Here is a 19772-nt window from a genome sequence, read left to right as displayed (position 1 = left end):
TCTGACCCCAGCCTCTGCTCTTGGGGTTCAACAAAACTAACTGCGCCTTGCCTCCAGTACACCACTGACGTCCTTGATCACATTGAGCGCCTTCAACAACTGCGCCGTCGAGCTGATCTCGGCCGTAAACGTCATGCGCGCCTGGCCCTTGGCGCTTTGGGTGTTGACGCCGATCACGTTGATCTTTTCGCGCGAAAATATTTCGGATATATCGCGCAGCAAGCCCTGGCGGTCGCCAGCCAAGATGAACACATCGACCGGATACACGGTGTCGTGCACGCCGGTGCTGCCCCACTCGGTGAAAATCACGCGTTCAGGCGACTTGGCGCGCATTTCCTCGAAGTTCTTGCAGGTGGCGCGGTGAATAGAGACGCCCTTGCCGCGCGTGACGAAGCCGACGATGCTGTCCGGCGGCGCCGGCTTGCAGCACTTGGCCAGCACCGTCATGAGGCCTTCCGTGCCCACGACCAGCACACCGGACTTGGCGCCCTGCTCCACGCTGGAGGCGCGACTCTTGCCCACCAACACGGCGTCTTCCGGCACCACCACTTCACCATTATCGTGCAGCGCCTGCTCCACGTGGCGCAGGCTGAATTCATCCTTGCCCACCGACAGGAACAGCTCGTCGACTTTCGCAAAGCCCAGCTTTTGCGCCAGCGCTTCCAGATTGACGGCCGTCTTGCCTTCGCGCTGCAGGGATTTTTCCACCAGCGCGCGGCCGTGGGCCAGGGTTTCCTGCATGTCGATGGCGTGGAACCAGGCGCGAATCTTGGAGCGCGTGCGGGTGCTGGCGGCGTAGCCGGTACCGAGCCAGTCGCGCGACGGCCCGGCCGTGCCTGGCGCGCCCTTGGCCGTGATGATTTCGCAGGTCTGGCCATTCTTTAATGGCGTATTCAGGGGCACCATGATGCCGTCGAGCTTGGCACCGCGGCAGCGGTGGCCCACGTCCGTATGCAAGTGATACGCAAAGTCGACGGGCGTGGCGCCGACCGGCAATTCGAGCACCCGCGCTTGCGGCGTCATGACGAAAATGCGGTCGTCCAGGGTGGCCGATTTGAGCTTTTCCACCCATTCGCGCTGGATCTCTTCCTGGCCTACGACAGCGTCAGCTACTTCTGTCTTCCAGGCCAGCAATTGACGCAGCCAGGCAATCTTTTCGTCGTATTTCTGGCCAGCAAAGTTGGAGCCGCCCTCTTCCTTGTAGCGCCAGTGCGCGGCCACGCCGTATTCGGCAAAGCTGTGCATTTCATTGGTGCGGATTTGCACTTCCAGCGGACGACCATCCTCGGCCGTCACTACCGTGTGCAACGACTGATAGCCGTTCGCTTTCGGGCGCGAAATATAATCGTCGAATTCTTTCGGGATGGGGGTCCAGACATTGTGCACCACGCCCAGCACCGTATAGCAAGTTTTCACGTCGGCGACGATAACGCGGAAGGCGCGGACATCGTACAGGGCCGTGAAATCGAGCTCCTTGCCGCGCATCTTGTTCCAGATGCTGTAAATGTGTTTCGGGCGGCCAAATACTTCCGCTTCGATACCGGCCGAAGCCAGTTCGGTCTGCAAGCGCAAAATCGCCGAGGACACAAAGCCCTCGCGCATCATGCGCTTTTCTTCGAGCATCTTGGCGATGCGTTTATACGCTTCCGGCTCGATGAAGCGGAACGACAAGTCTTCAAGTTCCCACTTCAGCTGCCAGATGCCGAGGCGGTTGGCCAGCGGTGCGTAGAGGTCCAGCGTTTCCTTGCCGTATTCACGCGTCATGTCGTTGAACAGCTTTATTTCGGCGAAATAGCGCAAAGTCGTGACGCAGGCGGCCAGGCGCACCAGCACGACGCGCATGTCGGAAGCCATCGCCAGCAACATCTTGCGCAAGGTTTCCACCTGGGCCACGGCTTGCTGCGCCGCATTCTTGCCGCGCCCCGCAGCGCTGCCGTGCTGTGCCTGGGTCAGCGCGCGCAGGCGTATCAGCTGGCGTACGCCTGTCGCCAGGTCGCACACCTGCTTGCCGAAGCGTGGCTCGATATCGGCCGCCGTATCCGGGTCCAGCATGGTCAGCTCGAACATCAGGCCGGCGATGCGCGTTTCTGCATCGCTGCGCAAGAAGGCCAGCGTGGTGGCCACGCCGATGGCAAACTCCAGCGCAGAACAGCCGGCAAAAGTCTGCTTGTCGCCATACGCTTCGGTGGCATACGTGAGCGCGTCGAGCACGCGCGCGCTGTCCGGCGCACTCAAGCCCTCTACCAATTGTTCCGATGTGGCGCTATTCGGGGCCGAGATGGAAACCATGTAATGCCTTATGAACTTAAAAACTTAAAAACCAAATAACTTAACGTTCTGCGGCGATGATGACAATTTCTACCAGGCAGGCCGGATTGGCCAGCTTCGCCTCTACGGTGGCGCGCGGCGGCGTGTGGCCGGAAGCTACCCAGTCATCCCACACCTCATTCATGCCATCGAAGTCCTTCATGTCGGCAATATAGATCTGGCACGACAGAATGCAGGTCTTGTCGCTGCCCGCTTCCATCAGCAGGCGATCGACGTGGCCGAGCACTTCGCGCGTCTGGCCGACGATGTCTTGCGTCGTGTCTTCGGCAATCTGGCCGGCCAGGTAGATGGTGTTGTTGTGTACCGCTACTTCGGAAAGGCGTTTGCCTACGTGCAGTCGTGTAATTTGCATGCTTCTTCTTTCGCTTGTTTCAAAATCTGTACAGCCTTATGGCTTCATTTATCTCTGACTACTTACCCAGCAAAAACTTGCGCGCGATGGCGATCTGCGCGTCGTGGACAAAAGTAGGCGCATGTCCGACACCTTCGATCTCGACCAGCTGCGCCTTTGGGCCGCGGCCCAGCATACTGTGCGCCGTTGCGCGCGACAGCAAATCCGATTCCGACCCGCGCACCAGCAAGGTGGGGCAGCGCACGGCATCGTAGGCGGCCCACAGCATGGCTTCGTCGCTGGCCGCCGATTCTGGCGTGGCCGAGCGGAACGGCATGGCCAGGCCCATATCATAGTGGCGGCGCCAATGGCCATCCTCATCCTGGCGCAACACATCGGCTGCCAGTTTATGCCACTGCGCGTCTGTATGCGGGCCGAAGCTGGCGGACACGTCGCGCACAAACTTGGCGCCCTGCTCGAAGGTTTCAAAACGCAAGTCCTGGCCGATGTAGTCGCCGATGCGCTGCAAGGCTTCCGGCGCCAGGGTCGGGCCGATATCGTTCAGTACCAGCTTGCTGATCGGACTGTTAGTCAACGATGCCAGGCCCAGGCCGATCAAGCCGCCCATGGACGTGCCGAACCAGTCCACCGTCTGGCGCTCGCCACACGCCAGCACACGCGCCAGCAGGGTCACCATATCGCTCACATATTGCGGCACGCGGTAGAACTGCGGGTTGGCCAGCCAGCCCGAGCGGCCGCGCCCTACCACGTCGGGGCAGATGACGCGGTAATCGCTGGCCATGGCGCGCGCCAGATCGTCAAAGTCGTCTGCCACGCGCGTCACGCCATGGGCGCAGACGAGCACGTTCGGATTGTCGGGCGCGCCCCACTCCTTGTAGGACATGGTATGCAAGCCTGCAGGGGAAATGCACTGGACGGATTTGATGCTCGCTTGAATCATGACAATTCCTTATTTGATGTAAAAAGAGCACCGCTTCCTGCCTGCCATGGGGTCTCTCGCGCGCGGGCGCTACGGCAGTGTAGCGCAGCACGGGCAATGCTCCAAGCGCACGCTTGAAATGCTGCGCCGCAGCACAGCACTGGCACCTTCGCCATGGAGCAATACCCGATATAGCGAAAATGCATATCTGCGGTTATCCACAATTGAGCCGGCCCGGCAATGCGTGGATGATCGCAGCATTAACGCGCAAGAGGAGACAACTCGTGAAAAAACCATTCTATAAAATCCTGTATGTACAGGTGCTGTTCGCCATCGTGGCGGGCGTGCTGCTGGGGGTGTTCTACCCATCCAACGCGGTCGACATGAAACCGCTGGGTGACGGCTTTATCAAACTGATCAAGATGATCATCGCCCCGGTGATCTTCTGTACCGTGGTCTCCGGCATTGCTGGTATGCAAGATGTCAAGAAAATCGGCCGCGTAGGTGGCAAGGCGCTGCTGTACTTTGAAGTGGTTTCTACCTTCGCACTGGCCATCGGCTTGGTCGTTGCCAACATCCTGAAACCGGGCGCCGGCTTCAACGCCGATCCTGCCCACCTGGACGCCAAGTCGATCGCGCAATACACGCACGCCGAAGGCATGACGACGACCGACTTCCTGATGAACATCATCCCGAAGACCTTCGTTGACGCCTTCGCCAAGGGCGACATTCTGCAAGTGCTCCTGATCGCCATTCTGTTCGGCTTCTCGCTGTCCCTGCTGGGCGAACGCGGCCGTCCCGTCACCAAGCTGATCGACGAGCTGTCGCATGCCATTTTCGGCATGGTCAACATCATCATGAAAGTCGCTCCCGTTGGTGCATTTGGCGCGATGGCCTTCACGATCGGCAAATACGGCCTGGCCTCGCTGATTCCATTGGCTAAACTGATGGGTTCGTTCTACCTGACCTGCTTCCTGTTCGTCTTCGTCGTGCTGGGCCTGATCGCCAAGTACACCGGCTTCTCGATCGGCCGCTTCTTGTTGTACATCAAGGAAGAACTGCTGATCGTGCTGGGCACGAGCTCGTCGGAATCGGCCCTGCCGGCGCTGATGAAAAAACTCGAGCGCCTGGGCTGCTCGAAACCGGTGGTCGGCCTGGTCGTGCCTACCGGCTACTCGTTCAACCTGGACGGCACCAACATCTACATGACCATGGCGGCCCTGTTCGTGGCACAAGCGACCAACACGGAACTGACCATCTGGCAGGAATTGACCATCCTCGGCGTGGCGATGCTGACCTCGAAAGGCGCTTCCGGCATCACCGGCGCCGGCTTCATTACCCTCGCTGCCACCCTGGCCGTGGTACCGACGATTCCCGTGGCCGGCATGGCACTGATCCTCGGCATCGACCGTTTCATGAGTGAATGCCGCGCGCTGACCAACTTCGTCGGCAACGGCGTGGCCACCATCGTCGTGTCGAAATGGGAAAAGGAACTGGACATGGACAAGCTGCACAGCGAGCTGGCCAATCCAACCCACCCGGCCGACGACGCCTATGTTGCACCAAGCGTAAATATCGTCAAGTAAGCAGCACTTTCCAAGCAATGGAATCAGAAGCCCCGCAGAGCAATCTGCGGGGCTTTTTTCATGGCGCGCTTAGCGCATTACATCACCAACCAAGCGTAAAGCCTGGACGACTTGCGCGGCAAGGCTGGCGCCTAAAAAAAAGGCGGACATCGCTGTCCGCCCTGCTCCATCACGACGCGTCGCTGACATTGCGCCGCTGCTATTTCACTTAAACGGCCGAAACGTCGAGTTCTGCGCCCGTAGCCGCCTGCACTTGTTCCTTGGTAACGCCCGGCGCCAGTTCCACCAGCTTCAAGCCGTTTTCCGTCACATCGATGACGCCCAGGTCGCTGATGATGACGTCAACCACGCCCACGCCCGTCAGCGGCAAGTCGCAGCGCTTGAGCAGCTTGTGCGACGTCGTGCCATCCTTGGCCGTAGCCACGTGTTCCATCAGTACCACCACGCGCTTGACGCCGGCGACCAAGTCCATGGCGCCGCCCATGCCCTTGACCATCTTGCCTGGAATCATCCAGTTCGCCAGGTCGCCCTTTTCCGACACTTGCATGGCGCCCAGGATGGCCAGGTTGATCTTGCCGCCACGGATCATGCCAAACGAGTCAGCCGAGCTGAAGTAGGCGGCACCGGGCAGGGCCGTCACCGTCTGCTTGCCCGCGTTGATCAGGTCGGCATCGACTTGCGCATCGGTGGGAAACGGGCCGATGCCCAGCAAACCGTTTTCCGACTGCAGGAATACTTCGATATTGTCCGGCACATAGTTCGCTACCAGGGTCGGCAAGCCGATGCCCAGGTTCACATAAAAGCCATCCTGCAATTCCTTGGCCGCGCGGGCAGCCATTTGATCTCTCGTCCAAGCCATGATGTTCTCCGTATTCTTTTTTATGCTTCAGTGCGCACGGTGCGCTGCTCGATGCGTTTTTCCGGGTTCGCGTTGACCACGATGCGGTGCACGAAGATGCTCGGCGTATGCACCTGGTCCGGATCGATCTCGCCCACTTCGACCAGTTTTTCCACTTCAACGACGGTGATCTTGCCCGCCATGGCCACGTTCGGGTTGAAATTGCGCGCCGTCTTGCGGTACACCAAATTACCTGCGCGGTCGGCCATATAGGCCTTCACCAGCGACACATCGGCCACCAGGCTGCGCTCCATCACATAGTGTTCGCCGTCGAATTCGCGCAGCTCCTTGCCGTCGGCAACAATGGTGCCCACGCCCGTCTTGGTGAAAAAGGCAGGGATACCCGCACCGCCGGCGCGCAGTTTTTCCGCCAGCGTGCCTTGCGGCGTAAATTCCAGCTCCAGTTCGCCGGCCAGGTACTGGCGCGCGAATTCCTTGTTTTCGCCCACATAGGAGGCGATCATTTTCTTGATCTGGCGCGTGGTGAGCAGCTGGCCCAGGCCGAAACCGTCCACGCCAGCGTTATTGGAAATGGCGGTCAGCCCCGTCACGCCCGAATCGCGCAAGGCGCCAATCAGGGCTTCGGGAATGCCGCACAGGCCGAAGCCGCCGACGGCGATGGTCTGGCCATCTTGGACGATACCGGCCAACGCCGAGGCGGCGTCAGGATAAACTTTATTCATGAGTGTCCCTCTATCTTTTGTTAAGCTTAGGTCTTGAGTCCATGGTTGAGTGCATGATTGCGTCCATGACTCAGGCAGCGCCCCAGCATAAAATACGCGAGTGGAAAGTACAATACCGTAGAACTACCGGCGCCGTGCCAGCCATCCCCTTGTGAGAGTGATACGTATCAGATGAACGCCGCGTCAGCCATCGATTATGAAAGCATCTTCCTGCACGCGCCCGTGGGCATGTGCATGTCGGAAAACCGCATCATGCGCAGCTGCAACGAAGCGCTGGCGGCCATGTTCGGCTATGCGCGCGCCCGGCTCGACGACCAGTCGTTCGAAGTACTCTACCCCACGCACGCCGAATTCCTGCGCACGGGTGAGCGCATCATCCCCATCATGAATGCCAAGGGCCGCTATTCGGACGAGCGCATCATGCGCCGCAGCAATGGGGAATTGTTCTGGTGCCACGTCACGGGCCACGCCATGCTGCCGAACGCACCGCTGGGAGCAGGCATCTGGACGTTCGAAGATGTCAGCGAGAAACGTCCCGTGACGGCGGAACTGACACCGCGCGAACGCGAGATCGCCGCCCTGCTGGTGGAAGGCAAGACCAGCAAGGTGATCGCCCGCCAGATCGACCTCAGCCCGCGCACGGTAGAAATGCACCGTGCCAAGCTGATGCGTAAATTCGCTGCCGCGACCTCGTCGGAGCTGGTGCACAAGCTGGTAGGACTGCAGCTACAGCGCTAGGACTGCGGCCAGGCCAACGTTTTAAAACGTGCTCATGCCGCCATCGGCAGAAATGATCGCGCCGTTGATAAAGTGCGAATCCTCACCCGCCAGCAACAGCAGCAAGCCGTCCAGGTCTTCCGGCTTGCCCGGGCGTTTATTGGGCAGCATTTCGATCAGCTTCTTGCCCTGCTCGGTGGCGAAATAATCTTCGTTGATTTCCGTGGAAATGTAGCCTGGGCAAATGGCGTTGGTGTTGATGCCATACTTGCCCCATTCCACGGCCATGGCGCGCGTCATGTGCACCATGCCCGCCTTGCTCATGCAATACACGCCGATCTGCGGCAGCACCTGCAAGCCCGCCATCGAGGCGATATTGATGATGCGGTGCTGTTTCTTCGGGTCGCCCTTGGCGCGCGCGATCATGCGCTTGGCCGTTTGCTGGGCCACGAAGAAGGAGCCGCGCAGGTTGGTGTCCATGACGAACGCGTAATCTTCTGGCGTGACATCGACCAGGCGTTGCGTGGTGGAGACACCGGAATTGTTGACGAGGATATCGATGGGGCCCGCTTCTGTTTCCGCATGCGCGATGGCCGACTTGATGCTGGCAAAGTCGGTCACGTCGAGCGACACCACGTGCGCGGCACCGCCATCGGCTTCGATTTCGGCGCGCAACTCTTTCAGGCGTTCGGTGCGCCGCGAGGCCAGCACGACTTGCGCGCCCGCCTGGGCCAGCACTTTTGCAAAACGCGCGCCGAGGCCGCTCGATGCGCCGGTAATCAGGGCAATCTTGCCCTCGAAATTGACTTCTATGCCCACGAGCTACTCCTGTTTTATTTTAGATAACATTTTACCGCACGCCATGGCGGCAGGGGGCAAAATACCCCGCGCCACACTTGAGCAAAGGTAAGCGGTATCATTACACAAAATGGCTCGAATTAGATTGCGGCAAGGGGCAATGTCACGCAAAATGGCGCCAAAGTTGCAATCCTCGACAAAAACAAGCACACTCGTGCTTAAATTTATACGAAGATTCCTCACCCACCCATTTAGTGACCAACAATCGAGACCATGACACAGCCTAATAACTTAGTTGAACAGTACGGACCGCGCGACACCATGGAGTATGACGTGGTGATCGTCGGCGGTGGCCCCGCAGGCTTGGCGGCGGCAATCCGCCTGAAGCAGCTGGCCTTAGAGAAGAGCCAGGAAGTGTCGGTCTGCGTGCTGGAAAAAGGCGGCGAACTCGGTGCGCACATCCTGTCGGGCGCCATCATGGACCCGAAAGCTTTGACGGAACTGATACCGAACTGGAAAGAACTGGGCGCGCCCCTGAACACGCCAGTGACAGAAGACCGCATCTTGCTGCTGACGGAAACCAAGGCCTACAAGACACCAAACTTCGCCGTGCCGGCCTGCTTTGAAAACCACGGCAATTACATCGTCTCGCTCGGCAATGTGGTGCGCTGGATGGGTCAGCAGGCGGAAAGCCTGGGCGTGGAAATCTTCCCCGGCTTCTCTGCCGCGGAAATTCTGTACAACGACGACGGCTCAGTCAAAGGCGTGGCAACCGGCAACATGGGTGTCAAGCGCGACGGCGAGCCAGGTCCCGACTTCCAGCTGGGCATGGAATTGCACGCCAAGTACACCTTGTTCGCCGAAGGCGCGCGCGGCCACCTGGGCAAGCAACTGATGGCCAAGTATGACTTGAACGCCGGCAAAGACCCCCAATCGTACGGCATCGGCATCAAGGAATTGTGGGAAATCGACCCGGCGCAGCACAAGCCGGGCCTGGTGATCCACTCGACGGGCTGGCCCCTCGATTCGAAGACCTATGGCGGCTCCTTCCTATACCACATGGAAAACAACCAGGTCATGGTCGGCTATGTGGTGGGCCTGGCCTACGAAAACCCGTATTTGTCGCCGTACGAGGAATTCCAGCGCTATAAAACGCATCCGGAAATCCGCAAGTTTTTCGAAGGCGGCAAACGCATTTCCTACGGCGCGCGCGCGATCACCGCCGGCGGCCTGCAATCGCTGCCCAAGCTGGTGTTTGCCGGCGGCGCGCTGATCGGCTGCGATGCGGGCTTTTTGAACATGAGCCGCATCAAGGGCAGCCACGCAGCGATCAAGAGCGGCATGCTGGCAGCCGAGGCAGCCTTCGGCGCGCTGGGCGAACAGCGCCAGCACGACGAACTGTCCAGCTATCCCGTTGCTTTTGAACAATCCTGGCTGCATGAAGAGCTGCACGTGGCGCGCAACGTCAAGCCTTGGCTGTCGAAGGGCCTGTACCTGGGCAGCCTGATGACGGGGATCGACCAGATCGTCTTCCGCGGCAAGGCGCCATGGACGCTGCACCATACGCATGGCGACCATGAATGCCTGAAACCGGCGGCGCAGTCGAAAAAAATCGTGTATCCAAAACCTGATGGCAAGCTGACGTTCGACAGACTGTCCTCGGTCTTCATCTCGAACACGAATCACGCGGAAGACCAGCCAATCCACCTGACGTTGAAAAACGCCAGCGTGCCGGTCGACGTCAACCTGGCCATGTATGACGGTCCGGAAGCGCGTTACTGTCCCGCCGGCGTGTACGAATACGTGAAAAACGACGCCGGCGCCGAACGGCTGCAGATCAATGCGCAGAACTGCGTGCACTGCAAGACCTGCGACATCAAGGACCCGACGCAAAATATCGTGTGGGTGACGCCAGAAGGCGGCGGCGGCCCGAATTATCCGAATATGTAAGCCACTCATTGCTGGCAAGCCGCGATGTACAATGGCGTGGACGTCGCAAGACGTCCACGCCATTTTTTTCAAATTGAACTTTCTGAAGAAGAAGTTTCTATAAAGCACTTCCAACCGTTACAATCGACAGTGGCATACACTCTTCCTTTCCCTCATGCACGCTACCGATCCCGCAACATTGCCGCCGAACGACGCTCAGCAGCCGAGTCAACAGGAAATCGACCACATCGTTCGCTTGTATGAAAGCGGCGAGCAGCTCCAGATGGAGGAGGCGACACGCGCCATGGCGGACGCCTACCCCACGTCGGCCCTGGCCTGGCGCGTGCTGGGCATGGCCTTGCGGCTGCAGGGCAAGGACGCCTTATCGGCCCTGCAAAAGACGGTGGAACTGGCACCCGACGACGCCGAAGCCCATCTGCACCTGGGCAATGCCCATATGGATGGCGGGCATCCCGACCTGGCCATGCCGTATTTCGTGCGCGCCCTGGAACTGGCGCCAACCTATGCCGAAGCGCTCAGCGGCCTGGGCGACGTGCTGCAAGCGCAAGGGCACCTGAAGGAAGCCGGGCAATGCTATGGCGGCGCGCTCGATATCGATCCCGCGCTCGCCATGGCGCATCGTGGCAAGGGCGACGTCTTGGTGGCGCAGCAGCAATTTCAGTCGGCGCAGTCGAGCTATCGCCAGGCGCTGGCGCTAGAACCGGGCGCAGCCGACATGCATCGCAAACTGGGCGACGTGCACGTCGCCCTGAACCGGCCCGATGCGGCACTGGAAAGCTATGCGGCGGCGCTGGAACGCGATCCTCAAAACGCCATGGCGCATGGCGGCATGGGCAATGTGCTATTCCGCCTCGATCGCAATGCGCAGGCGGCGGCCAGCTATCGCAGCGCCACGGCGCTACCGACGGCAAACGCGGCACACTACCATGGCCTGGGGCGCAGCTTGCATGCGCTAGGCGCAACGGCCGAGGCCGAGCGCGCGTACCGGCAATCGATCGCGCTCGACGCGTCGCTCGCCGCACCCATGCTGCATTACGCCGACCTGCTGCGTGAAACCCGGCGCAAGGAGCCGGCCATCGCCATTTACCAGGCAGCGCTACTGTTAGAACCAGGTAATATCGACGCCCTCAACAACCTCGGCATCGCCCTGCAAGAAGACGGCCAACTGGAGGCGGCGCTGGCATCCTTCCGGCAAGTGGCCCTGCTGGCACCGGACAGTCCTGTCACCCACAGCAATATCGCCGCCGTCCTGAACGCCATGGGACAGCGGGAAGCCGCGCTGGAAAGCTGCCGGCGCGCCGTGAAGCTGGGGCCGAAATCGACCGCCGCGCATGTCAACCTCGGTACTTGCCTGATGGAGATGGGCCGCCTGAGCGAAGCTGTCAACAGTTTTGAAACCGTGGTCAAACTCGATCCGCATCACCGCCGGGCATATGTCAATATCAGTGCCGCATTGACCCGCCTGGGCCGCATCGACCAAGCCATCGAGCATTGCCGCAAGGCACTGAAGATCAATCCGGACTGGGATGAATTGCACAGCAACTTGCTGTTCTACCTGACACACAGCGAAAAAATCGACGCTTCCGCCCTGTTTGCCGAGCACCTTCGCTATGGCGCGCAGTTTGAGGCGCCGCTGCGCGCCTCCTGGCCGCAGCATGGCAATGTGCGTGATCCAGAGCGCCGTCTGCGCATCGGCTTTGTATCAGCCGACTTGTATAACCATGCGGTAGCCCATTTCATCACGCCCATCCTGGAATACTTGAGCCAATCGCGGCAAGTGGAAATCGTCGCCTACGCCAACAGCTTTCATGATGACCATATCAGCCGGCACCTGCACGGCCTGTTCGCGCTCTGGCGCCAGGTTGAAAAACTGAGCCATGCGGAACTGGCGCAGCTGATCGCCAGCGACGCGATCGACATCCTGATCGACTTGTCGGGCCATACCGGCTTCAACCGCCTGCCCACTTTCGCGCGCAAGCCGGCGCCGCTGCAAGTTACCTGGATCGGTTACCCAGGGACGACGGGCTTGCAGGCGATCGATTACTTTCTGACGGATCGCTATTTTTCCCCTCCCGGCGAACTTGACGACCAGTTCACCGAGAAGCTGGTGCGCTTGCCTGCTACCGCGCCTTTTCTGCCATCTCCCGAAGCCCCTGCAATCAGCCCGGCGCCGTCGATCGAAAATGGCTACATCACTTTCGGCAGTTTCAACCGGGCGGGCAAATTGAGCCGCGACGTCATCGGCCGCTGGTCCGCCTTGTTGCGCATGGTGCCAGAGGCCAAAATGCTGCTCGCGGCGATCCCCGACAAGCAGGCCAGCGACCGGCTGCGTTCGTGGTTTGCCAGCGAGGGCATCGATGCGGGCCGCCTGATGTTTCATCGCTACACCAATATCCACGATTACTTGGCATTGCACAGCCAGGTCGACCTCTGCCTCGACACCTACCCGTACACCAGCGGCACCACCGGCTTTCACGCCTTATGGATGGGCGTGCCCACGCTGACCATGGTCGGTCCCACCTTGCCAGGTTACGTCAGTGCCGCCATCCTGTCGCATGCGCGGTTGCAAGATTTCATCGCCCGCGGAGAAGAAGATTTCCTCGCCAAAGGACTGTCGTACGCCAGCGATCCCGGCCGGCTTGCCGGCATACGCCTGGAAATGCGAGAACGGATGCGCAACGCGGCCAGCGGGCGACCAGACGAGATTACCCAGGGGCTGGAAGTGGCCCTGCGCCATATGTGGCAACGCTGGTGTGCGGGAGAGAAGCCGGCAAGTTTTGAAGCGACAAGTAGCGGTATTGCAGCGGAACCGCAAAAGGAAGGGCAACCATGACCCCAGCAGATAAAAATACGCCTATCTACATTACACAGCCCACGCTGCCGCCCCTGGAGGAATTTATTCCTTATCTGGAGCAGATTTGGGAAAACAAGATTCTGACCAACGGCGGGCCTTTCCATCGCCAACTGGAGCAGGCCCTGGCCGATTATCTGGGGGTGAAATATATTTCGCTGTTTTCCAACGGTACGCTGGCGCTGATGACCGCCTTGCAGTCCCTGCGCATCACGGGAGAAGTGATCACCTCGCCATATTCCTTCGTCGCCACTGCGCACTCCCTGCTATGGAATGGCATCAAACCCGTATTTGTCGATATTGCGCCAGGCAGCTTCAATATCGACCCGAGGAAAATCGAAGCGGCAATCACGCCACAGACCACCGCCATCATGCCTGTGCACTGCTATGGCAGGCCATGCGACGTCGCTGCAATCGATGACATTGCATCCAATTATGGATTGAAAGTCATCTATGACGCGGCCCATGCATTCGGCGTCAACTACCAAGGCAACAGCCTGCTCACGCATGGCGACCTGTCGGTATTGAGCTTTCACGCGACCAAAGTATTCAATACCTTCGAAGGCGGCGCCATCGTCTGCAGCGATGCCAAGATGAAGCGCCATATCGACCATTTGAAGAACTTCGGCTTTATCGATGAAGTGACAGTGGTCGCGGCCGGCATCAACGGCAAGATGAACGAAGTGAGCGCCGCGTTCGGGCTGCTGCAGTTGAAAAGCATCGATGCTGCACTACACGAACGCAGCAAGGTTGCACGCCGCTATCGCGAACAACTGGCCGGCATCGCTGGCATTTATTGCCCGCCCGATGCGCCCGAAACGAGCGCTAACCACTCATACTTTCCGATTCTGGTGCAACCAGGCTACGCCCTGTCGCGCGATGCCCTGTTCGATACCTTGCGCCAGGCCGGCATCATTGCACGCCGTTACTTTTATCCCCTGATCAGCGATTTTCCGATGTACCGCAACATGCCCTCGGCAGCCCGCACGAATTTGCCACTGGCCGGTGAAATGACCAATCAAGTCATCTGCCTGCCGATCTATCCCGAGCTGCAGACGGAGCAGCAAGATCGCGTGGTCGACGTCATTCGCCTGGCCAGTTCCATTACCAAGCCATCATGAAAACCATTATTTACGGCAATGGCGCCATTGCCAGACTGTTATATTCCTACGCACGCCACAGCATGGACATCGTCGCCTTCACAGTTGACGATGCCTGTATCGACGACGCCACGACCAGCTTCCTGGGCTTGCCATTGTTGCCATTTAGCCAGGTTGCCCTACAGCTGGCGCCCGATGAGCACGACATGCTGATCGCTGTTGGATTCCTGGAAATGAATGCCTTGCGGGCGCGCAAGCACCGCGAAGCCGAGGAAAAAGGCTACCGCCTGGCCAGTTTTGTGCACTCTTCCGTGCTGCGTCACGACGACGTGCTGATCGAGGACGGCTGTATCGTCCTGGACCATGTGGCTATCCATCCCGGCTGCCGCATCGGACGTGGCACTTTTATTTCGAGCAACGTTAATCTCGGCCACGATTGCGTGATCGGCGCCTACAACTGGATCAACGCCGGCATCGCGATCGCCGGCGATTGCCGCATCGGTGACGCCTGCTTTTTCGGCGTCAACTCCTCGACCGCGCACGGCTTGCGCTTGGGTGCGCGCAATTTCATTGCAGCCAATACGTTGATCAACCGAGACACCCTGGACGACCAGGTCTATCTGTCCGAAGCGGGCCAGTTGTTCCGACTAAAAAGCAGCTCTTTCCTCAAATTTTCCGGCATGGCAGGGCAGCAATGAGACAGCCTCCACAGGCAGCGCCGGAGACCATCAGCGGCATTTTCTTCGACCGCGCCGCCGCCACGCCGGAAAAAATCGCGATTGCCTGCGAAGGCCGGGAGATCAGCTACGCACAGCTTGCGCAACTGGTGGCGCGCTGGTCAAATGCGCTGGCAGCCAACGGCGTGCGGCGCGGCGACCAGATCGGCGTTATCTTGCCCAACAATGTGGAATTTGTTGCCCTGATACTGGTGGCCGCCGACCTTGGCGCCGGGCTGGTACCGCTCAGTCCGGCCTTGCCGCCGGCGGTCGCCCTGCACTCCTTGCAGGCAGCGCAGGCCAGGCACCTGGTGTCAACGTCGCCACAACTGGCGGCGCTGCGCGCAGAGCCGGGCAGCGCCGCTGTACATGGCTGTTGGCTTAGCATCGATGCCGCCGGCGCCGGCGCCACCACACTGGAGCAACTGCTGCAGGCGGCGCCGGCCGATGCACGGCCATTGCATGCGGGCCAGGCAGATGACGCCCTGATCCTGACCATGACCTCCGGCTCGACGGGTAGCCCCAAGCCCATCGTACTAAGCCAGCGCACTAAACTCAACCGTCTACGCGCGGCGGTCCAACTGTATGGCATGACGGCGCAGGATCGCACCCTGGCCGCGACGCCGCTGTATCACTCCCTGGCCGAGCGCCTGGTACTGCTGCCACTGCTGACCGGCGGCAGCGCGGTGCTGATGGCACATTTCTCGGCCCAGGCCTGGTTGCGCTGCGTGCAGGCGCAACGGGTCAGTTTCACGATTGCAGTGTCGTCGCAACTCAAGCAGATTGCCGCCCACATGGCACAGGACGAACACGACGTTAGCAGCTTGCGCTGCCTGGTGTCATCGTCGGCCCTGCTGGAAAACGCTGTAAAAGCCGATCTGCTGGCGCGCTTTTCCTGCGATTTCCATGAATGCTATGGCGCCTCGGAAATCGCCATTGCCACCAATCTCGATGGCAATGCGGCGCGCACCAAACTGCAATCGGTAGGGCGCGCTGCGCCAGGGGTCGAACTACGCATCCTGGGCGAAAACGATGAGCAATTGCCGTCCGGCCAAGCCGGTGAAATCGTCTGCAAGACCAACATGTTGTTTGGCGGCTATTTTCAACTGCCAGAATTGACCCGCGCGGCGATGTGTGGCGAATATTTCCGTACCGGCGATATCGGCAAGCTGGACGAAGACGGCTATCTGTATTTTCTGGGACGAAAAAAAGACGTCATCATTACCGGCGGCATCAATGTTTATCCTGCGGACATCGAGGCAGCGATCGGCTCGCACGGTTCCGTCACGGAAAGCGCCGCCTTTGCCTTTCCCGACGCCAGGCTGGGCGAAGTGGTGGCCGTGGCCTTGGTCGTCAGGGATCCCGCCAGCTTCGACCTGCGCCAGCTGCGCTTTCACTGCGCCAATGCGCTGGCCGATTTCCAGCAGCCGCGGCGCTTTTTTGTTGTTGAGCAGCTACCGAAAAACAGCATGGGCAAGCTAATGAAATTTCAACTTGTCCAGACCTACGCAAGCTCCCCGGAGCGGGAATAAAACATGGAAAATACACTTACAGCGCCCCCGGCACCGCTGCGGCTGGCGTTTATCGGCGGTTCGCGCAGTTCCGCCGTTGGCTATTCACATTTTGTGTCGAGCGCCATGGATGGGCTGTGGATGCTTGTGGCTGGCTGCTTCAGCCGTCATGTCGAGTCCAACCAGGAAAGCGGGCAGGTGTACGGCGTCCATCCAGAACGCATCTACGACACGTGGCAAGCGTTGCTGGCCAGCGAACAGGGCAACATCGATGCCGTCGTGATCCTGACCCCGACACCGTCGCATGTCGACAGCGTACTGGCCTGCATGCGTGCCGGCATCGCCGTTATCTGCGAAAAATCGCTTGCCGTCAGCAGTGAGCAGGCGCGCCAGATCATCGCGGTACGCGACGAACACCAGGCCTTCCTGGCAGTGACGTATAACTACGCGGGCTATCCGATGTTGCGCGAGCTTGAGCGCAAGATCCGCGATGGAAAACTGGGCAAGATTCTGCACTTCCAGGCCGAAATGCCGCAGGAAGGCTTTGTCCGCGTCGACGCCAGGGGCAACAAGCCAACACCGCAGGCGTGGCGACTGGCCGATGGCGCTATTCCGACCTTGCATCTCGATCTCGGCGTCCACCTGCATCAGATGGTAGCCTACCTGACAGGCGAAAAGCCGCTGGAGCTGGTATCGGACCAGAATCACTATGGCTGGTTTGCCGGGGTGGTCGACAATGCGGGCTGCCTGTGCCAATACAGCGGCAACATTCAAGGCCAATTCTGGTTCAGCAAGTCGGCACTGGGCCATCGCAACGGCTTGCGCATCCGCATCTATGGCGATTTGGCCGCTGCCGAGTGGTATCAGGCACAGCCTGAGGAACTGACTCTGTCGCATGTCGACGGACGACGCGAGATCATCGACCGAGCAGGCCAGGTCGAAGTGAGCAACGCCCTTCGCTACAACCGCTTCAAGGCCGGCCACCCGGCGGGTTTCATCGAAGCCTTCGCCAATTTGTACGGCGATATAGCCGTTGGCGTAAGGCAATTTCAACAAGGCCTGCCATGGCAGGGCGGCGCCGTGTACAGTGCGGAACTGGCCCTGGAAGGCATGCATTTCCTGGAAGCCATGGTTGCATCCTCGCAAAGCCGCCGCTGGGAAACCATCGAGGCCTGAACCCACCAAGAAAGCAACACCATGCAAGACGACATCCGTGCATTCATCCTCACCCTGCTAGCGAGAAAATCGCCGTTGCCTTCGGATTTCACCGACGACGACGACTTCCTTGCCGCTGGCATCATCGACTCGATGGCCATCATCAAGTTCATCCTGGAACTGGAAGCGCGCTTCGATATCACCCTGGACGACGACGATATTGAGTCAAAACAATTCCGCTCGGTGCGGGGCTTGCTTGCCCTGATCAACAACAAAACTGCCTGAAGAGATGCACATCGAGCATCCCACGTACGGAGACTAACCATGTCAGTTACAGCAATATCGATCACGCGGCACGCTGTCGCGGACGAACAGGTGCAGGCGTTTCTATCGGCCTCGGTGAGCGCGCCGCGCTTCCTGCTGGGACGCAACGAACATGCGCAGGCGCTGCTGTCGACGCTGGACATCGCGATTGATGGCATCGTCGACGACGGCGCCAGTGGCACGCAATGGCATGGCAAGCCGGTCATCGCCATGCAGCAACTTCCGTCCGATGCCATGGTGGTCAATTGCGCCATGTCGATCGCGCCGGTTGCGGCCGCCCGCAAGCTGGCGCTGCAGCCGGTGAAGGCTAGGCTCAGCTACGCCGACCTGCTGGCAGCGCGCCCCGACCTGGTGCCGGCCCCCGCCTTCGTCGCACAAATGCGTGCCGATGTCGCCGCCAACGGCCCCCGCTGGGATCACTTGCGCGCCCAATTTGCCGATGAGGAATCAAGAGCGGTATTCGACCATGTGGTGCAATACCGGCTCAGTGCCGATCCGCGCCATATGGCCAGCTACGAAGTGCGATTCTCGGAACAGTATTTCGAGCACTTCCTGTGCTTGTCGGACGAAGTGTTTGTCGACGCCGGCGGATTCGACGGCGATACGACCGAGTTGTTCTGCGAACGCTATCCCGACTACCGGGCCGTGTTCCTGTTCGAACCGTCAGCGAAGAATATGCAGGACGCAAAAACGCGCCTGGCGCAGCGGCACGGCATCAGCTACATCGAACAAGGCATTTCCGACCAGCCCGGCACTTTATGGTTCAATCCAGATGCAGGCTCAGCGAGCGCAGTCAGTGCGGCCGGTTCGAGCAGTATCGAGGTGACCACCCTCGACTTGGCCGTCAAGCAGGCCGTCAGCTTCATCAAGATGGATCTGGAAGGCTGGGAAATGCAGGCCCTGGCCGGCTCGCAACGCCATATCCGCGACGAGCATCCCAAGCTGGCCATTTCCGTCTACCATAGCGCCGCCGATTTCCATCGCATTCCAGACTATATCGCCAGCATCCGCCAGGACTACGACCTGTATTTGCGCCATTACACGCAGGGCTGGTCGGAAACGATCATGTACTTCGTGCCACGCCGCAACACCGCTCTATCCCCTGCGGAATTAGTAGCTTAACAATGACAGGACCCAGCATGACTACGACTACGACAAGCGCCCCCCAAGTGAGCGCGATACGCCCCAAAGTTCTTTTCCAAAAGGTTGAAACGAGCTTTCCCGACGCAAACATCATGTTCAGCGTCAGCATCCCCAGCAGCGCCATCGGCGGCATGACGCTATTGGAAAGCTCGATCCTGGTCAGCCTTGCGAAGCTGACCGGGGCGCAGACTTTTTTTGAATTTGGCACCTACATGGGCGCTACCTCGGTTTTACTGGCGAGCAACGCGCCGCCCGGCGCCCATGTCACCACGCTGGACCTGCCGCCCGCCGACATCGACCTGAGCGCCGCAAGCGCCGACAAGGCCGCCCTGATCCTGCAAAATGACACGGAAAACGACAATTACCTGCGTCGCCAGTTTGCGGAAAAAGGCGCGTTCTACATCGACCGCGCGCCAGCCGACGTCCAGTGCGCAATTACCCGCCTGCACCTGGACAGCCGCAAGCTCGATCCGCAAGCGCAGCAATTGAGCGCTCAATTCGATTTCATCTTCATCGATGGCGGCCATGATTACGAGACGGTGGCGATCGATACCGCCAACGCACTGGCCATGGCCAAGCCCGACTCTGTTATCCTGTGGCATGACTACCGATCAAAGATCCATGGCGACGTGACCCGCTTTGTCGATGATTTCAGTGGCGACCATGCCGTGATTCATGTCGAAAATACCATGTTGGCCTTTATACTGAATGGCAACTTCAAGCGCCTGCTCGCACAGTAAC

17 protein-coding genes are annotated in these 19772 nt (G+C 59.7%); 11 read left to right on the top strand and 6 right to left on the bottom strand.

Features of this window, described 5'->3' with window-relative positions; genetic code table 11:
- Nucleotides 1-36: 36 nt before the first annotated feature.
- Genes H4V96_RS09250 through H4V96_RS09240 form a run of 3 tightly spaced genes read right to left on the bottom strand, consistent with a single transcriptional unit; the run spans nt 37 to nt 3620 of the window.
- The gene (locus tag H4V96_RS09250; RefSeq protein ID WP_196855450.1) at nt 37-2289 is read right to left on the bottom strand and encodes a bifunctional (p)ppGpp synthetase/guanosine-3',5'-bis(diphosphate) 3'-pyrophosphohydrolase; all 2253 of its coding nucleotides are present in this window, start codon (nt 2287-2289) and stop codon (nt 37-39) included.
- A 40-nt stretch (nt 2290-2329) separates the two neighbouring features.
- Complete coding sequence (locus tag H4V96_RS09245) at nt 2330-2680, bottom strand: RidA family protein (protein ID WP_010397530.1); 351 nt, start codon at nt 2678-2680, stop codon at nt 2330-2332.
- A 58-nt stretch (nt 2681-2738) separates the two neighbouring features.
- Entirely contained in the window at nt 2739-3620 is an 882-nt protein-coding gene (locus H4V96_RS09240) for an alpha/beta hydrolase (RefSeq protein ID WP_010397526.1), read from the bottom strand.
- A gap of 227 nt (nt 3621-3847) precedes the next feature.
- On the opposite strand from H4V96_RS09240, the gene H4V96_RS09235 reads away from it, so the two are divergent.
- Nucleotides 3848-5185, top strand: coding sequence for a dicarboxylate/amino acid:cation symporter (locus H4V96_RS09235; RefSeq protein WP_280720883.1), 1338 nt, complete (start codon nt 3848-3850; stop codon nt 5183-5185).
- 208 nt (nt 5186-5393) lie between these two features.
- Here the strand turns inward: H4V96_RS09235 and H4V96_RS09230 are convergent, their stop codons facing one another.
- Nucleotides 5394-6044, bottom strand: coding sequence for a CoA transferase subunit B (locus H4V96_RS09230; RefSeq protein WP_010397519.1), 651 nt, complete (start codon nt 6042-6044; stop codon nt 5394-5396).
- A 20-nt stretch (nt 6045-6064) separates the two neighbouring features.
- A complete protein-coding gene (locus H4V96_RS09225) occupies nt 6065-6766 on the bottom strand; it encodes a CoA transferase subunit A (RefSeq protein WP_196855452.1) in 702 nt (233 codons plus the stop codon).
- Between the two features lie 171 nt (nt 6767-6937).
- Between H4V96_RS09225 and H4V96_RS09220 the strand changes: the two genes are divergently transcribed.
- Nucleotides 6938-7504 carry a LuxR C-terminal-related transcriptional regulator gene (locus H4V96_RS09220; protein ID WP_196855453.1) on the top strand — a complete coding sequence of 189 codons (567 nt, stop codon included), beginning with the start codon at nt 6938-6940 and terminating at the stop codon, nt 7502-7504.
- 21 nt (nt 7505-7525) lie between these two features.
- Here H4V96_RS09220 and H4V96_RS09215 read toward each other — a convergent pair whose 3' ends face one another.
- Entirely contained in the window at nt 7526-8302 is a 777-nt protein-coding gene (locus tag H4V96_RS09215) for an SDR family oxidoreductase (protein WP_010397505.1), read from the bottom strand.
- A 252-nt stretch (nt 8303-8554) separates the two neighbouring features.
- On the opposite strand from H4V96_RS09215, the gene H4V96_RS09210 reads away from it, so the two are divergent.
- The 9 genes from H4V96_RS09210 (at nt 8555) to H4V96_RS09170 (ending at nt 19771) form a co-directional block, all read left to right on the top strand.
- Nucleotides 8555-10231, top strand: a complete 1677-nt coding sequence (locus tag H4V96_RS09210; protein ID WP_196855454.1) for an electron transfer flavoprotein-ubiquinone oxidoreductase — start codon at nt 8555-8557, stop codon at nt 10229-10231.
- Nucleotides 10232-10385: 154 nt separating this feature from the next.
- Nucleotides 10386-13064, top strand: coding sequence for a tetratricopeptide repeat protein (locus H4V96_RS09205; RefSeq protein ID WP_196855455.1), 2679 nt, complete (start codon nt 10386-10388; stop codon nt 13062-13064).
- A complete protein-coding gene (locus tag H4V96_RS09200) occupies nt 13061-14203 on the top strand; it encodes a DegT/DnrJ/EryC1/StrS family aminotransferase (RefSeq protein ID WP_196855456.1) in 1143 nt (380 codons plus the stop codon). The genes H4V96_RS09205 and H4V96_RS09200 overlap by 4 nt, the downstream gene beginning before the upstream one ends.
- Entirely contained in the window at nt 14200-14880 is a 681-nt protein-coding gene (locus H4V96_RS09195) for an acetyltransferase (RefSeq protein WP_010397497.1), read from the top strand. Before H4V96_RS09200 ends, H4V96_RS09195 begins: the two co-directional genes overlap by 4 nt.
- On the top strand, nt 14877-16430 hold the full coding sequence (locus tag H4V96_RS09190; RefSeq protein ID WP_010397495.1) for a class I adenylate-forming enzyme family protein: 1554 nt from the start codon (nt 14877-14879) through the stop codon (nt 16428-16430). The genes H4V96_RS09195 and H4V96_RS09190 overlap by 4 nt, the downstream gene beginning before the upstream one ends.
- Nucleotides 16431-16433: 3 nt before the next feature.
- Nucleotides 16434-17585: a Gfo/Idh/MocA family oxidoreductase gene (locus H4V96_RS09185; RefSeq protein ID WP_070347190.1), complete on the top strand. Its 1152-nt coding sequence runs from the start codon at nt 16434-16436 to the stop codon at nt 17583-17585.
- A gap of 21 nt (nt 17586-17606) precedes the next feature.
- A complete protein-coding gene (locus H4V96_RS09180) occupies nt 17607-17849 on the top strand; it encodes an acyl carrier protein (RefSeq protein ID WP_010397490.1) in 243 nt (80 codons plus the stop codon).
- A 39-nt stretch (nt 17850-17888) separates the two neighbouring features.
- Nucleotides 17889-19010, top strand: coding sequence for an FkbM family methyltransferase (locus H4V96_RS09175; RefSeq protein ID WP_196855457.1), 1122 nt, complete (start codon nt 17889-17891; stop codon nt 19008-19010).
- Nucleotides 19011-19027: 17 nt separating this feature from the next.
- The gene (locus H4V96_RS09170; protein ID WP_280720882.1) at nt 19028-19771 is read left to right on the top strand and encodes a class I SAM-dependent methyltransferase; all 744 of its coding nucleotides are present in this window, start codon (nt 19028-19030) and stop codon (nt 19769-19771) included.
- Nucleotide 19772 lies beyond the last annotated feature (1 nt).

This window comes from Janthinobacterium sp. CG_23.4, assembly GCF_029892305.1.
In the GTDB taxonomy this organism is placed as follows: Bacteria; Pseudomonadota; Gammaproteobacteria; order Burkholderiales; family Burkholderiaceae_D; genus Janthinobacterium; species Janthinobacterium lividum_D.
Note: the sequence above shows the minus strand (reverse complement) of the source record. Positions and strands in the feature narration are given on the sequence as shown.